The organism is Ruegeria atlantica (assembly GCF_013032455.1).
GTDB classification, from domain to species: Bacteria; Pseudomonadota; Alphaproteobacteria; order Rhodobacterales; family Rhodobacteraceae; genus Ruegeria; species Ruegeria atlantica_B.
The window spans coordinates 285,469-300,817 of sequence record NZ_WQCF01000002.1; the positions used below are offsets into that span (position 1 = coordinate 285,469).

The window sequence follows — 15,349 nt, forward strand, 5'->3', positions numbered from 1 at the left end:
ATTTAACCCCTCAAAGGGCTTTGCTGGAGACTTCCCATGATCGGACTAATCGGAATTGTCGTCATCTTCGCCATGGTGTTTGGCGGTTATCTGGCTGCGGGTGGCAAAATGGCTATCATTATGAAATCCCTGCCCTTTGAGATGATGATGATCGGTGGGGCAGCCGTAGGTGCTTTTTTGATCAGCAACGACATGAGCGCGGTCAAACACACGGCCAAGGACATGGGCAAAGTGTTCAAGGGGCCAAAATGGAAATCCGAAGATTACCGCGATCTTCTGTGCCTTTTGTTTTCGCTGATCCGTATCGCCAAAGCCAACCCGGTCGAGGTCGAACAGCACATCGAAGATCCTGAAAACTCCTCTTTGTTCTCGACCTATCCGAAAATTCAATCGGATAAAGAGGCGGTTGACCTGATCTGTGACACGATGCGGTCGGCGTCGATGAACTATGACGATCCGCATCAGGTGGAAGAGGTGTTGGAGAAACGAATGGAAGCGAATTTCCACCACGCCATGCACTCTAGCCACGCCTTGCAGACGGTTGCAGATGGCCTGCCTGCCTTGGGCATTGTTGCGGCGGTGTTGGGGGTGATCAAAACGATGGGTTCCATCGACCAACCGCCAGAAGTGTTGGGCAAACTGATCGGTGGCGCCCTTGTGGGAACCTTTCTGGGCGTGTTCCTGGCCTACGGTCTGGTCGGTCCTTTTGCAGGCAAGCTGAAGGCCGTTGTCGAAGAAGACAACCATTTCTACCAATTGATCAAAGAGGTTCTGGTCGCCAACCTGCACAATCACAACGCGGCCATGTGCATCGAAGTCGGACGTCAGAATACGCCAACTCACAACCGTCCGAACTTCACCGAACTGGAAGAAGCACTGAAAGAGCTTAAACAGGCTGCGGCATGACCCGGTTCGCAATTGTTGTCTCTGCCCTGATCGCGACGGCCAGTGGCGCGAGTGCCCAGAATTTGACGGTGCGCTCGGGCGAGCATGAAGGCTATACCAGACTGGTTGTTCAGGTTCCGCCAGATACAGGATGGGTTTTGAAACAGACGAAGAATGGCGCGCGTCTGAATGTCGAACTGAAGGATGTGGTCTTTCAAACCGGCTCAGTCTTTCAACGGCTGACCGAAAACCGATTGGCGGCAATTTCCCAACCGGAACCCGGCGCGGCTCTTGAGTTGGAGTTTGGTTGCGACTGTGTCGCCTCGGCCTTTTTGTTCAAGCAAACAATGATCGTGATGGACATCGCGCCCGGGACATTCCTGTCACCGCCGACCAGCGACATCCCGTTACCCGTTCTGCCCAAGGCCCCTAAGAAAACGCGAGGTTCCGATCTGACAATTGATGCCCCGGCCCTGCCGTTGCTGAATCTGAACGCAAACGGCTTCGAAGACCAACTGTCGACGCGGCTGCTGCAAGGGGCGGATCGAGGGATCGTGGACCTTAACATTGCTCCGGCTGGATCACGTGCATCTACCAGTAATCAGACTCTGTTTATGCCTTCAAATGTCGAGTTGAACGTACAGGTGACTACAATTCTAGACGACCTGAACGGGCTATTGGGCCCCGACATCCCGCCGTTAGAACGCCGCCCACCCTGTATATCCAACGCCGAATTTGCATTTGAGAAATGGTCAGATCATCGGCCATTTACCGAACAGGCTGCGCAGTTACGGTCTGGTCTTTTTCAAGAGTTCGACATCATCGACAAAACGCACGCGCTGCAACTGGCCAAGCTTTATGCATATTCCGGCTTCGGTGCCGAAGCACAAACGGCTCTCGGTCTGCTGGGAGATCAATCGGCCGAATCTGAGCGTATCGCCGCTATTGCCCGCGTTCTGGACCATGGGCCGTTGACTGGGAAAAACCCGTTCTCGGAACTACAACGATGCGACAGCAATGCCGCTTTGTGGGCAGTACTATCCGAAGGTCGCTTGCGCGCGGACGCCAACTTGACGGCGATAGAACAGGCATTTGCGCGTTTACCTGATCACTTACGGCGCCATGTCGGTCCGGCACTGTCTGAAATTCTGGTGGACGGGGACGAACTGGAAGCCGCCCGCCGAATTTTGCGTTCGGTTGATCGGGTCAGAACACAAGCCCGGGCAAGTGTAACGCAGGCAAAGGCCAAAGTTTCATCGGCCGAAGGTGACACACCCAGAACCGAAACATTGCTCACCGAAGTGATCGGATCACTGGACGCCACCCTGGAAGCCCCGTTGGCGTTGGTTCGTCTGGTCGACAAACGCTGGACCGAACGCGGATCAATGTCGCCTCAGGAACTCCAATTGTCTGAATCCTACACGGTCGAGTTCCGCAGGGCCGAGATCGGCCCAACGATGCAGCAGACCCATGCGGTTGCGCTGAGTTTGGGTCAAGAATTCGACGCGGCGCTCGACCTTGTTGCGGAAATGCCGAACGACCCAGCAAACGCCAAGATGCTGAATCGTGTGGTGTTAATTTTGACCGAACGGGCCGATGACGCCACTTTTTTACGCCGTATCCTCAGCATGCCATCCGCGCAATCGATGGAACTGACAACGGACACCGCCATTGCCGCAGCAGGCAGGTTGGCAAACCTCGGGTTCTCGCGACAGGCACATGCTCTGGCAAAACGTCCTCAGGATAGGGTTAGGCGGGGTGAGCGGGCCCGCCTGCGTGCCAGGGCCGCACTTTTGGCGCAGCGCCCCCATCAAGCGATGCTGGAACTGGGCGACGATCCAACAGATGCGGGCGTTGCGCTGCGTGCCGAAGCTTTGACCGCAGTCCAGGATTATGCAGCGGCGGGTGCTCTGATGCGCGGTTCCGATTATGTGAATGAAGCAAACCGTTTGTTTTGGCTTGCTGATCTGCCAGATGAAGTGGATCTGCAATATGGCACGAAGTTCAGCAAGGTTGTGCAGATGACTCAGGATCTAACCGCGCCACAATTACGTGTGCCTGACAAACCACTGGCCGACGCCGAGAATTTACTGCGTGACAGCGCGGCGACTCGCGAAAAGATAGCCGAGTTGTTCGAGGCACTGCAGAAGGATTAAAACGGCTCTAACACTGGGGTTTTACGAGTCAGATGGATTTTTAAGCTCTGCCATTTGGTCCTCTAATTCTCAGAGATAAAGGCTGCAAACCAACTATGTTCCGGTGAAAGGAGTGCCGGGACTTGATCGCGATTTTGAGAATTTCGAGAGACAGGCGTCATTTGTCTGAATTCAACAAACAGCTTTAATGAAGGGCAAAGACGCGCGGCTGAAAGCCCCCCTTTTTGGTTCCCACTGAACCGCCCCGTTCCATACAGAGTTTTGTACGGAACAGAGCTTAGATCGTCATCTTGATCAGTAAGGCGCTTCGACGTCATTCATCGAAACATAAACCGTTTTCATCTCGCTGAAGTGGTTGATCGCCAATTTCGAATTCTCACGTCCGACACCAGACATCTTCGACCCACCAAAGGGGGCCTCGACCGGGGCGAGGTTGTAGGTGTTGATATAACAAGTACCCGCCTCGAACCCTGCCACAATGCGATGGGCGCGGGTCAGGTCATTGGTAAACACCCCGGCTGCCAGCCCGAACTCGGTGTCATTGGCGCGGGCAAGAACCTCTTCCTCGGTGTCGAAATCGAGCACGGACATAACCGGGCCAAAGATTTCCTCGCGCGCGATGGTCATATTGTCAGTGACATCGGCAAAAACTGTAGGCTGCATGTAGAACCCGTCAACTGCGATGCGCGCACCACCAAAGACTAACCGCGCGCCTTCGGCTTTGCCCTTTTCGACATAGCTCAGCGCAATGTTCATCTGGTTTTCACTGACCATGGGCCCAAAGTTGATATCTTCATCCAGAGGGTCGCCGATTTTCGCAGTGGCAAGGCGTTCGGACAGACGGGCTAGGAAGGCCTCTTTGATGCCTTTCTGAACGAATACACGGGTGCCATTGGAGCAAACCTGCCCCGAAGAATAAAAGTTACCCAGAATCGCACCCGAAACGGCGTTTTCAATATTTGCATCGTCAAACACGATCATCGGGGATTTTCCGCCCAGTTCCATCGTGACGTGCTTCATGCCGTCTGCCGCTGCGGCGTATACCTTGCGGCCGGTCGGCACAGACCCGGTGAGCGAAACCTTGGCCACGCGCGGATCAGTGACCAGCAACGCGCCCACGTCGCCATAGCCCTGCACCACATTATAAACGCCTTTTGGCGCACCGGCTTCGATCAGAATCTCGGCCACTTTCAACGCGGAAAGAGGTGTAGTTTCTGAGGGTTTGAACACCATCGTGTTGCCGCAGGCCAGTGCAGGTGCACCTTTCCAGCAGGCGATCTGGGTCGGGTAGTTCCACGCGCCTATCCCCACGCAAACGCCCAGTGCCTCACGGATGGTGTAAACAAAGTCGCCGCCACCCAGTGGGATGTGTTCGCCAGTCAATGAGGCCGTCAGACCGCCGAAATACTCCAGCGCATCAGCGCCGCTTGTCGCGTCTGCCACGAGTGTTTCCTGCAAGGGCTTACCGGTGTCATGAGTTTCCAGGACCGACAGTTCATAATTGCGGTCACGCATGATGTCAGCAGCGCGGCGCAGAACACGCCCACGCTCGGTTCCTGACATCGCAGCCCATTCTGCCTGAGCCTGTTTGGCACTGTTTAGAGCCTTATTGACAATCTCAGGTGTAGCCGAATGCAGCCGCGCGATGACTTCTCCGGTCGCCGGGTAGATGACGTCGATCGGAGCGCCGTTCGTGTCCTCAACATATTCGCCATCAATGAAGTGGCTGGCCTTAGGCTGATATTTCATGCCGCGTCCTTTTCATGTGTGCCCGCCTGTCTGCGCAGGGCATTTCCAAGCGGATTTATCGTTTTTTGATTGATCAGTCAATAAACAGGGAGCCTGCGGTTTCCCGCCCAGCCCCACCATCATCTCTTGAAATAAATGGTTAATGTTCTATATTTGTTCCACACAGTCAGAGGAACATCCGATGGCCCAGTACTCACGAAATTCCGCCCTGAGCGGACCATCCAATGACTATCACCTGCTACCGGTGACCGACCGGCAGATGCGATATGCCCGCGCGATTGCCGAACAGTCGGCGCTGGAAATTCCTGTTGAGGCGCGGCGCGACCGAAAGTCGATGTCAGCCTGGATTTCGGCGCATAAACCGCACGACCCATCGCCCTTTTCCAATTATCCTTCTGGCAAACAGGTGGCCTTTGCCGAGCGGATTTCGCGCAGCAAACGCAGGCCGATCCCGTCCGAGTGTTTCCGGGACAAACACGCCATGTCTGCGTGGATCGATCACAACAAGTGATAGGTCAGTGTCGGCCGTGATCGCGCGCGTAAATGCCCACTGCGGCCGCGACGAACAAGCCAAGCAGTATATATCCGGTAATTGCCTCGGCCACAGCCAGACCTCGGCAAAGGCCAGCGGGATGCAAATCACCGAAACCGACGGTCGTGAAAGTTACGTAAGAAAAATACAGAACATCCGAAGGCCCTTTGGCCCCCACAACACACAGATCGTAATATCCAAAAGAGCCGTAGACAGCGGCGAACAGGAACGGCACGACCTGAATGAAAGAAATCCCCATCAGCAGCAGTTGACGGCGCGGTGTTTTCACCTGGGTTATGTAGTACCAGGTCTGCGACACCAACCAGATCATCAGCAACACTGTGGTTGCTGTGCCGATCTTGTCCCCTGCGGTCGTCTCACTCAGCCGTGAAAGACCGTACCAGGCGACAAAACTCACGATCACCAAACCCAGTGCGGCAACCAGAGTCGATTTCCATTCTTCCAGAGTTTTCGGGTCGCGGCGCATGTAACCTCCGATACGGCGATACGGGCACTATGATCGACATTCCGACACGCGCCCGCAACTTTATTTATCAGAGAGTTAGTCGGCGCCCAGATGCTCTTGCCCGCGCTGGCGTGCCAGACCAATCTGTTTTTGCCGTTCGCGAAAACGCATCTTGTCAGCTTCCGAGGTCTCATCCACGCATTGATGGCAAGACACGCCGTGTTCATATTCCTGGCGTTTCATATCCTCGGGCAGGATCGGGCGGCGGCAGCCGTGGCACAGGTTGTGCGGTCCCTCGACCAACCCGTGTCCAACTGAAACGCGATTGTCGAACACAAAACACTCACCCTGCCAGGTGCTGTCATCAGAGGGCATTTCCTCAAGATAGCGCAGGATGCCGCCTTTCAGGTGATATACATCCTCGACCCCCTGCCCCAGCAGGAAATTGGTGGATTTCTCGCAGCGAATGCCACCGGTGCAGAACATGGCGACGCGCTTGTTGTGGAAACGGTCCTTGTTGTCTTCCCACCAAGCCGGAAACTCGCGGAAACTAGCTGTTTCAGGGTCTATTGCACCTTCGAACGTGCCAATCGCCACCTCGTAATCGTTGCGCGTGTCGATCACCACCACATCGTCTGAGCGGATTAGGTCATTCCAGTCCTCGGGTTCGACATAGTTGCCGACACGGGCGCGCGGATCGACATCCGGCTGGCCCATGGTCACGATCTCTTTCTTCAACCGCACCTTCATCTTGCCAAAGGGCGGATGATCGGCGGTGGCTTCTTTCAACTCAAGATCGGCGCAACCGGGCAGCGACTTGATATGCGACAGTACGGTGTCGATCCCGGCACGGGGGCCTGCGATAGTGCCGTTGATCCCCTCCTGCGCCAGCAGCAATGTGCCTTTGACGGATTGTGCGCGGCACAGGTCCAGCAGCGGCTCGCGCAGGGCAGCGTGATCCGGGAAACGGGTGAAGTGATAGAGAGCAGCTATCGTATACATAAGGGCCGTCTAAACCCGCATTCAAAGAGTCGCAAGGGATCGGATTGACGCCCCCTGCCCATCCCCGTACCGATAGTGAAAAGGAGACCGAGATGCCCCATGCCCTGCTCGTAGTCGACGTTCAGAACGATTTCTGCCCCGGCGGCGCGTTGGCGGTTCCCGGTGGAGATGAGATTGTTCCCGCGATCAACGCCATGATGGATGATTTCGACTCTGTGATCCTGACTCAGGATTGGCATCCGGCTGGGCATTCCTCATTCGCCAGTTCCCATGCAGGGAAAAACCCATTCGACCTGACCGAAATGCCCTATGGCCCTCAGGTCCTGTGGCCGGATCACTGTGTGCAAGGAACGCATGGCGCCGAATTTCATCCAGATCTGCGTACAGACGGCGATCTGATCCTTCGGAAAGGATTCCGCAGCAGCATCGACAGCTATTCCGCCTTTTTTGAGAATGACCAGACCACGCCGACAGGGCTGCAAGGGTATCTGACCGCGCGTGGTATCGACAAACTGACTCTGGTGGGATTGGCTACGGATTTCTGCGTTTATTTCTCGGCCGCGGACGCAGCGCGGCTTGGGTTTGACGTAACGGTGCGGATGGAGGCCTGTCGGGCAATTGATTTGGATGGATCGCTGGCTGCCGCAATTAGCGCCATGCGGGCCGCAGGAGTCACTTTGGCCTAGGGGGTGGCCCCGATCGAAGCCAGATATCGCAGGATAGCAATCACAAGAACGGCCAGGCCAAACGCAACTCCGACACGCATAAAAATTGACCGCCTTTTTGGCTTAGCCTCGGTGGGTTGCTTCGGCTTTGGTGTTTGGTCCGGCAGATCACGGATAATCTCTGCTTTTGGTCGCGCTCTTTTCACGTCATCGAGAAACTGCCAGAAATCGAAATCTCCACAATTCTCACCTTGCACACCCATGTTGCGGATATTTGCAAACAACCGTTTCAGGATACGTTCACGGTCTTGTGCGTCTTCGGCCCAGTAAAGGCCATGCGGTAGGTCTCCACCTCTTGCCTCAAGGCTAAAACCTGATTCAGCAAATATTCGGCGAATCTTCGGAGACGCACTGTGCAGAGCCTGAACAGTTCGAGTATTGCGAAACGAAGCACGCACGGCGCGGTGACCTGTTACGGCAGCCACACCGTGTTCAGGATCCACTTCATGCGGTGCGATCGCCACAATATCAAAGTCGTACTCGAGACCCATTCACTAATTAAACCTTGTCACTGTCCCCAATCTAGCCACTCTTGCCAATCCATGCACCTATTGATCTAACAACGGAAATCGCAGGAGTTCCCCATGGTCGATATTGCGACGCGCGTGTACAATCATAAATGGAAGATTGACCCGATTGTCCGGTCTTTAATCGACACAGACTTCTACAAACTGCTGATGTGCCAGTCAGTGTTTCGAAATAAGCCCCAAACGGATGTGGTTTTTTCACTGATCAACCGGTCGAATCACATTCCTTTGGCTGAATTGATTGACGAAGGCGAGTTGCGCGAACAATTGGATCACATCCGGTCGCTCAGCCTCAGCCGGGGTGAAAGCACCTGGTTGCGGGGCAATACCTTCTACGGAAAACGGCAGATGTTCCGCTCGGACTTCATGGAGTGGTTCGAGAATATGCGCCTGCCGCCCTATCACCTGGAGCGCAAGGGCGATCAGTTTGAACTGACATTCGAAGGCAAATGGCATGAAGTCATGCTGTGGGAGATTCCCGCGCTTGCGGTGTTGATGGAACTGCGGTCCCGCGCGGTTCTGAACAATATGCGCCGGTTCGAACTGCAGGTGCTTTATGCCCGCGCGATGACCCGAGTGTGGGAAAAAATCGAACAGTTGCGCCAGATCGACGGGCTGGGCATTGCTGATTTCGGCACGCGCCGACGGCATTCCTTCCTTTGGCAGGACTGGTGCACGCAAGCGATGATCGAAGGGCTGGGCTCGGCATTTACCGGCACCTCAAATTGCCTGATCGCCATGCGCCGCGAGGTTGAGGCAATCGGGACCAACGCGCATGAACTGCCCATGGTGTATTCCGCACTGGCCGAAACGGATGAAGCGCTGGCGCAGGCCCCATATGACGTTTTGAGCGATTGGCATGACGAGCACGATGGCAATCTGCGTATCATTCTGCCTGATACCTATGGCACGCAAGGGTTTCTGAACCATGCACCCGATTGGCTGGCGGGCTGGACCGGTATCCGCGTCGACAGCGGCGACCCGGCTGCAGGTGCCGAGATCGCCATCAGTTGGTGGAAGTCGCGTGGCGAGGACCCAACACAAAAGCGGATCATTTTCTCGGACGGGCTGGATGTCGAGAAGATTAAGGAACTGCATAGCCAATTTGCGGACCGTGCAAATATATCCTTTGGCTGGGGCACCTTGTTGACCAATGATTTCCGCGGGTTGGTGCCTAATGACGCGCTGGCACCGTTTTCACTGGTCTGCAAAGCAATCTCGGCCAATGGACGCCCGACCGTTAAACTGTCGGACAACCCGGAAAAGGCGATGGGGCCGAAGGATGAAATCGAACGCTACAAGCGGGTGTTCGGCGTCGGCACGCAGCAGTCGATTGAGGTCATCGTTTAGACCCTAACCATGGTACGCAGCCACGGTTTTCACCTGTGAGAACCCATAGAGCGCTTCGAACCCTTTTTCGCGGCCGTGACCTGATTTTCCAACTCCGCCAAAGGGCAATTCCACCCCGCCGCCCGCGCCGTAGTTGTTGATAAACACCTGACCCGAGCGCAACCGTTTCGCCAGCCGCATCTGTCTTGCGCCGTCGCGGGTCCAGACGCTGGCGACCAGACCGTATTCGGTGGCGTTGGCGATCTGGATGGCTTCTTCCTCGGTCTCAAAGGGGATCAGAACTTGCACCGGGCCAAATATCTCATCCTGAGCCAGAATGTGATCAGGAGGGACATCGGCAAAAAGGGTGGGCTGCACATAAGCGCCGTCATCTGGCGCATGATCAATAATGCGCCCCCGACCGGCGACGCTGAGATCCGCGCCCTTGGCTAGAAATTCGGTCACGATCTCTTTCTGACGGATGGAGATCAGCGGTCCAACCCGCAAATCCTCTTGCGCCGGACCAACGGTCAGCTCGGAATACGCTTCTGCCATTCGAGCTTTCACCTCCTCATATACCCTACGCTGCACAAGAATACGGGACGAAGCCGAACAGGTCTGCCCTGCGTTCTGAATGCCCGCATTCACAAGAAACGGCAGCGCCGTATCAAGATCGGCATCGTCAAATACCAATTGCGGGGACTTTCCGCCCAATTCCAGCGTCACCGGCACCACATTGCGCCCCGCCGCCTGCTGGACCAGCGCGCCCGTGGCGACCGAGCCGGTGAACGAGATATGGTTTACGCCCGGATGTGCCGTCAGCGCGGCCCCGGCTTCAGCCCCTAATCCCGGCACGACGTTCAGCGCACCAGGGGGCAGACCGGCCTGTTGTGCCAGGTGGGCAAAGGCCAGCGCGGTCAGACAGGCCTCTTCTGCGGGTTTCAGCACACAGGCATTGCCCATCGCCAGCGCGGCCCCGACCGAGCGGCCAATAATCTGCATCGGATAATTCCACGGAACGATATGGCCGGTCACCCCATGTGGTTCACGCAGGGTATATACAGTGTAGCCATCCAGATAGGGGATCGTCTCGCCCATCACTTTGTCCGCCGCTCCGCCGTAAAACTCGCAATATCGCGCCAGGGCCACTGCATCGGCGCGCGCCTGCGTCAGCGGTTTTCCCACATCCATTGCCTCAAGCTTGGCAAGGTCATCAACGCGCTCTAAAACCATCTGCCCCAAACGTGTAAGGATGCGTCCCCGCTCCAATGCGGTTTTGCGACCCCAGTTACCATCCAGAGCAGCTTCGGCGGCGTCGACCGCCTTATGTATGTCCGCGTCGGTCCCTCGTGCGATCTGGCAGATTTCCGAGCCATCCGACGGGTCAATCATCGGGATCGTCTGCTGTGAGACTGAGGGAACCCACGCGCCGCCAATCAGGCAAAGGGTGGGATTGAACCAGATTGAATTGGACATTGGGACCTCCGTTTAGGCTCTAACAAATAGGTTTAGCCATGCTTCTACCGATCTCGGGCAGAGTCGGTGCGGCCTGTATCAGACTTTGGGTATAGGGGTGTTGCGGGTCCGAAAAGACCTGTTCCGTCTCGCCGTGTTCAACGATCCTACCCGCTTTCATGACCAAAACCCGGTCAGTGATCGTGCGTACGACACTCAGATCATGACTGATGAAAAGATAGGTCAGATCATAGGCGGCGCACAGCTCGGCCAGCAGATCCAGAATCTGTGCCCGAACGGATACATCCAAAGCCGAGACCGCCTCATCAAACAGGATCAGTTCCGGGCGGATGATCAAGGCACGGGCAATGGCGATCCGCTGCCGCTGCCCGCCCGAGAATTCGTGGATGTACTTGCTGGCATCATTGGGGCTGAGACCCACAGCCGCCAGTATCTCGTCGATACGGTCCTGTCGTTCCGCCCCAGTTGGCGGTGCGTCCAACAGATAAAACGGCTCGGTGATCAGACGCGCGACGCGATGGCGGGGATTAAAACTGCCATAGGGATCCTGAAACACCACTTGCACCTTGCGACGCACATCCCGGTTGGGCGTGTGACCCGAAAAGACAGGCTTACCGTCCAGCCGAATTTCACCGCTCTGCACGTCCGCCAACCCTAATATTGCCTTTGTTAGGGTCGATTTTCCACAGCCGGACTCACCGACCAATCCCAGACGCTCACCCCGATTGAGGGTGAAGCTGACATCATTCACCGCACGGTGCTGGCCCGGCACCCCGAACAGACGTTTCCTGGGCAGACGATAATCACGAACGACGTTTTTAACCTCAAGCAATGGGCGTGGCTGCGGCGGTTGCGGAAGCGTCACCTGATGGTTTGAGGCCTCAAACAGCATTCGGGTGTAGGGGTGCTGCATGTTGTGCAGCAATTCGGCCGTTGCCCCGCTTTCGACCACCTCGCCGTGTCGCATCACAACAATCCGATCTGCCAAATCGGACACCACCGCCAGATCATGGGTGATTATCAGCAGCCCCATGCCATATTCTTCCACCAACCCTTTGAGCAGGTCGAGGATTTGCGCTTGCGTGGTCACATCCAGCGCCGTTGTCGGCTCATCCGCGATCAATAGCTTGGGTCGCAAGGCGATGGCCATGGCGATCACTACCCGCTGACGTTGTCCCCCGGATAACTCGTGCGGGTAGCGTGACAGCGAGAACTGATCGGACGGCAAGCCGACGCGGGTCAGGACCTCCTTGGCGCGTTCGCGGGCCTGCGCGTGGGACATGGCTTTGTGTATCAGGATGGTCTCCATCACCTGATCACCGATGGTCTTGACCGGGTTGAGCGCCGTCATCGGTTCCTGAAACACCATCCCAATGGACGCGCCGCGCAGGGCGCACATCTCGGCCTCGGGACAGTTCAGCAGGTCTTGGCCCTCGAGCCGGATTGATCCTTCTGTTTTGGCCCCATTGGGCAACAACTGCATCACCGCCAATGCGGTCATGGATTTGCCCGAGCCGCTCTCACCTGTTACGGCCAAGATCTGGCCGGGGTCGATGGAAAAGCTGACCTGCTTCAGGATTTCCGTCCCGTGGATGGCCACAGACAGGTTTTCGATCTGCAGCAACCTCATGCGCGCGCCACCTTGATCCGCGGGTCCAGCCAGTCGCGCAGCCCGTCGCCCAATAGGTTCAACCCCAACACCGTGACGATGATCGCCAAGCCGGGAATCAGAGCCAAATGCGGAGCAAAACTGACCATTGTCTGCGCATCGGCCAGCATCCGACCCCAGCTGGGCGTGGGTGGCTGCGCGCCAAGACCGACATAGGAGAGGCCCGCTTCGGCGAGTATCCCTAGCGAGAACTGGATAGTCCCCTGCACGATCAGCAAGTTCGCCACATTGGGCAGGATATGTTCCGCCGAGATACGCGCTGCACCTTTGCCTGACACACGGGCGGCGAGAATGAACTCACGCTCCCAAAGCGACAGAGCCGCGCCGCGGGTTATGCGAGCGAAGACGGGAATGTTGAAAATGCCGATGGCAATGATGGCATTGATTGCTCCGGCACCGAATACGGCGGTGATCAGGATGGCGATGACCAGCGAGGGAAAGGCAAAGACCAGATCATTGCCGCGCATGATTACCTCATCAAGCCACGACCCCTTGCGTGCCGCAGCAGTCAGGCCAAGAGGCACGCCCAGCGCCATGCCTATACCCACCGCCACCAATGCCACGGCAATCGAGGTCCGCGCACCGACCATGATCATCGAAAACATGTCCCGGCCAAAATGATCGGTGCCAAACACATGCTGCGAATTTGGCGGCTGTAGTTTACTGGGAATGTTCAGCGCTGCGTGGTCATAAGGCGTCCATACGAACGAGATCAGCGCCGCCAGCAACACCAGAGAAGACAGAGTCGCACCAAGGATTAGATTGCGCCTCATGTCCGGCTCCTCAGGCGCGGGTCAACAGCGGCATAGGCCAGATCGACCAGAAAATTCACGGTGATGACCGCGAAAACCAACAGCATGACAACGGATTCAACCACGATCAGGTCACGCGCCGAAATGGCCTGAAACACCAACCGGCCGAGACCGGGTAAATAGAATACCTGCTCGATGATAATCGACCCGGCCAGCAGGAAAGAGAACTGTAACCCGACAATGGTCAGTACCGGGATCAGCGCGTTGCGTACCCCGTGCCGCCAAAGGGCCTGACGGCGCGACAAGCCCTTGGCGCGCGCAGTGCGCATGAAATCCTCACCCAGGATATCCAGCAGGGAAGACCGCATGACCCGTGCCAGAATGGCCGCCTGAGGCAAGGCCAGCGCAATGGCGGGCAAGGTCAGCGAGTGCATTCCGGCCAAGAACCCATTGTCCCAACCGACGAACCCTCCGGCGTTGAACCATCGCAAATTGATGGCGAAGATCAGCACCAGCATCATCGCGAACCAGAAATTCGGCACCGCAATACCCAGCTGCGTCGCCCCCATTACCGTCAGGTCTCCGGGCTTTCCCCGGCGCGCAGCAGCGTAGATCCCAGCGGGAAAGGCGATCAGGGTGGACAACGTCAGCGCATAAAGCGCCAGCGGCAGAGACACCCACAACCGGTCCGCGATCATCTGCGACACCGGCGTGCGATAGGTGTAGGAGGTGCCGAAATCCCCCACCAACATGCCGCCTACCCACGTTAAATAACGCTGCACTTTAGAGCCGTCCAACCCAAGCTCGGCCCGCAGCGCGGCTAGCGTATCCTCTTGTGCATTCACGCCCAACATGAATGAGGCCGGATCGCCCGGAGCCACCTCGATCACTGCAAAGATGACCACTGATGCAACCACAAGGCTGATCAGCAGAGATATCAGGCGTTTGAGGGCATAGCGGAGCATTGAGACCACGTTAGGATCACATATCGCGCGGGTCCAGCACCTAAGGCACCAGCAGATAGGCAAAAATCGCATAGCCGACGATGGCGGCATAGCCCAGAGGATAGATCCACTTGATCGCGTAATTGTCCAGCATTCTCGCACCGTCCTCGCGCCCAGAGACCTTTAATTTGCGCAAGGCCACGTTGAACACGATCAACGCCCCGGTCATCAGGAACATGCATTGCAGAACAAAATCCAGAAAGGTCAGGTATCCAAGCTTGGGCAGGTCGGCAGAAATCGCCCAATTGAAGGCTACAAAGACCAGCAGGTTGCCCCCGGCGATCTCAATCCGGCGTCGATATTCATCGAGGAAAAACAGCGCCCAGCCCACTGTAATCAGAACCAGCATCGGCAGGAAAACCCGGATCACGTAATAAGTCAGGTGACGGTGGCCCTCAAACGCCAGCGCAATCTGATCGCTGTCGCGACCGGACAGACCAATGACTGTCGAGTGTTGAACCCGTGCGTTGTCCAATATCCACTCTTCTTCTCCCAGCAGGTCACCGAGGCCGGAAAACTCTTCAAGCGGGTAGTAAGTCACGTAGCCGGACGGAAAAACCGACACGACTTCGAAAAAGAACTGTTGCGTGTCGAAAGGGTATTTGCGGAAATCAAAATGCGGGGCCTGCAAAGTCAGCGAAGATTTTTCGACATAAACCACCTCGCCGTCATGACGCAGCGAGGCCGCGGATTCGTGTATCCATTTGTTGGACTGCTGGTTGTGGACAACAAAGGCCGGTACAATCGCCCCAAGACCACGCGCGTGATCTGCCAATGCCGGAGGGTTGAAGACTTGGAAGTCCCGCCCGACTGCCTCGCGATCAAAAGCCAGCGCCGGGTCGGTCCATTCGGCACGCAGAACAACCACAGCACCGTAATTCTCGGCCTTCTGATCTACGCTTGTGACCTGATCAATGCGGATACCAATGCCAACCTGCAACGGGTTTTCAGGCGTGCCGACCAGCGTCCCCAGCCCGCGCTCTAACCCATTCTGTGCCGATACCTGACCACCGCTGAAAGAGATCAGGCACAGGGCTAAAACAATAATGCAAATGGCGCGGACCACGGTCATGTTCA

At 56.5% G+C, this 15,349-nt stretch carries 14 protein-coding genes; 5 read left to right on the top strand and 9 right to left on the bottom strand.

Features of this window, described 5'->3' with window-relative positions; genetic code table 11:
* Positions 1–36 precede the first annotated feature (36 nt).
* Positions 37–906 (top strand): flagellar motor stator protein MotA, encoded by an 870-nt coding sequence (motA, locus tag GOW93_RS05445; protein ID WP_170382110.1) that lies wholly within the window; start codon positions 37–39, stop codon positions 904–906.
* On the top strand, positions 903–3,041 hold the full coding sequence (locus GOW93_RS05450; protein ID WP_170382111.1) for a hypothetical protein: 2,139 nt from the start codon (positions 903–905) through the stop codon (positions 3,039–3,041). The genes motA and GOW93_RS05450 overlap by 4 nt, the downstream gene beginning before the upstream one ends.
* A 294-nt stretch (positions 3,042–3,335) precedes the next feature.
* Here GOW93_RS05450 and betB read toward each other — a convergent pair whose 3' ends face one another.
* Positions 3,336–4,790, bottom strand: a complete 1,455-nt coding sequence (gene betB, locus GOW93_RS05455; RefSeq protein WP_170382112.1) for a betaine-aldehyde dehydrogenase — start codon at positions 4,788–4,790, stop codon at positions 3,336–3,338.
* A gap of 181 nt (positions 4,791–4,971) precedes the next feature.
* Between betB and GOW93_RS05460 the strand changes: the two genes are divergently transcribed.
* Positions 4,972–5,301: a hypothetical protein gene (locus tag GOW93_RS05460; RefSeq protein ID WP_170382113.1), complete on the top strand. Its 330-nt coding sequence runs from the start codon at positions 4,972–4,974 to the stop codon at positions 5,299–5,301.
* A gap of 4 nt (positions 5,302–5,305) precedes the next feature.
* Here the strand turns inward: GOW93_RS05460 and GOW93_RS05465 are convergent, their stop codons facing one another.
* Together GOW93_RS05465 and trhO are read right to left on the bottom strand one after the other, a co-directional pair.
* Complete coding sequence (locus GOW93_RS05465) at positions 5,306–5,809, bottom strand: potassium channel family protein (protein WP_170382114.1); 504 nt, start codon at positions 5,807–5,809, stop codon at positions 5,306–5,308.
* 75 nt (positions 5,810–5,884) lie between these two features.
* Positions 5,885–6,790, bottom strand: a complete 906-nt coding sequence (gene trhO, locus GOW93_RS05470) for an oxygen-dependent tRNA uridine(34) hydroxylase TrhO (protein WP_170382115.1) — start codon at positions 6,788–6,790, stop codon at positions 5,885–5,887.
* Between the two features lie 92 nt (positions 6,791–6,882).
* Here trhO and pncA point away from each other — a divergent pair, with 92 nt between their 5' ends.
* Positions 6,883–7,476, top strand: coding sequence for a bifunctional nicotinamidase/pyrazinamidase (gene pncA / locus GOW93_RS05475; protein ID WP_170382116.1), 594 nt, complete (start codon positions 6,883–6,885; stop codon positions 7,474–7,476).
* On the opposite strand, the gene GOW93_RS05480 is transcribed toward pncA, so the two are convergent.
* Positions 7,473–8,006 (bottom strand): hypothetical protein, encoded by a 534-nt coding sequence (locus tag GOW93_RS05480; protein ID WP_170382117.1) that lies wholly within the window; start codon positions 8,004–8,006, stop codon positions 7,473–7,475. The genes pncA and GOW93_RS05480 overlap by 4 nt on opposite strands.
* Positions 8,007–8,099: 93 nt before the next feature.
* On the opposite strand from GOW93_RS05480, the gene pncB reads away from it, so the two are divergent.
* Positions 8,100–9,392, top strand: coding sequence for a nicotinate phosphoribosyltransferase (pncB, locus tag GOW93_RS05485; RefSeq protein WP_170382118.1), 1,293 nt, complete (start codon positions 8,100–8,102; stop codon positions 9,390–9,392).
* A 3-nt stretch (positions 9,393–9,395) separates the two neighbouring features.
* Here the strand turns inward: pncB and GOW93_RS05490 are convergent, their stop codons facing one another.
* From GOW93_RS05490 to GOW93_RS05510, 5 genes are read right to left on the bottom strand one after another with little or no spacing between them, the layout of a single operon-like run.
* The gene (locus tag GOW93_RS05490; protein WP_170382119.1) at positions 9,396–10,847 is read right to left on the bottom strand and encodes an aldehyde dehydrogenase family protein; all 1,452 of its coding nucleotides are present in this window, start codon (positions 10,845–10,847) and stop codon (positions 9,396–9,398) included.
* 19 nt (positions 10,848–10,866) lie between these two features.
* Positions 10,867–12,477 carry an ABC transporter ATP-binding protein gene (locus GOW93_RS05495; protein WP_170382120.1) on the bottom strand — a complete coding sequence of 537 codons (1,611 nt, stop codon included), beginning with the start codon at positions 12,475–12,477 and terminating at the stop codon, positions 10,867–10,869.
* Positions 12,474–13,289 carry an ABC transporter permease gene (locus GOW93_RS05500; RefSeq protein WP_170382121.1) on the bottom strand — a complete coding sequence of 272 codons (816 nt, stop codon included), beginning with the start codon at positions 13,287–13,289 and terminating at the stop codon, positions 12,474–12,476. The genes GOW93_RS05495 and GOW93_RS05500 overlap by 4 nt, the downstream gene beginning before the upstream one ends.
* The gene (locus GOW93_RS05505) at positions 13,286–14,233 is read right to left on the bottom strand and encodes an ABC transporter permease (RefSeq protein WP_170382122.1); all 948 of its coding nucleotides are present in this window, start codon (positions 14,231–14,233) and stop codon (positions 13,286–13,288) included. Before GOW93_RS05505 ends, GOW93_RS05500 begins: the two co-directional genes overlap by 4 nt.
* A 40-nt stretch (positions 14,234–14,273) precedes the next feature.
* Positions 14,274–15,344 carry a hypothetical protein gene (locus GOW93_RS05510; RefSeq protein ID WP_170382123.1) on the bottom strand — a complete coding sequence of 357 codons (1,071 nt, stop codon included), beginning with the start codon at positions 15,342–15,344 and terminating at the stop codon, positions 14,274–14,276.
* Positions 15,345–15,349 lie beyond the last annotated feature (5 nt).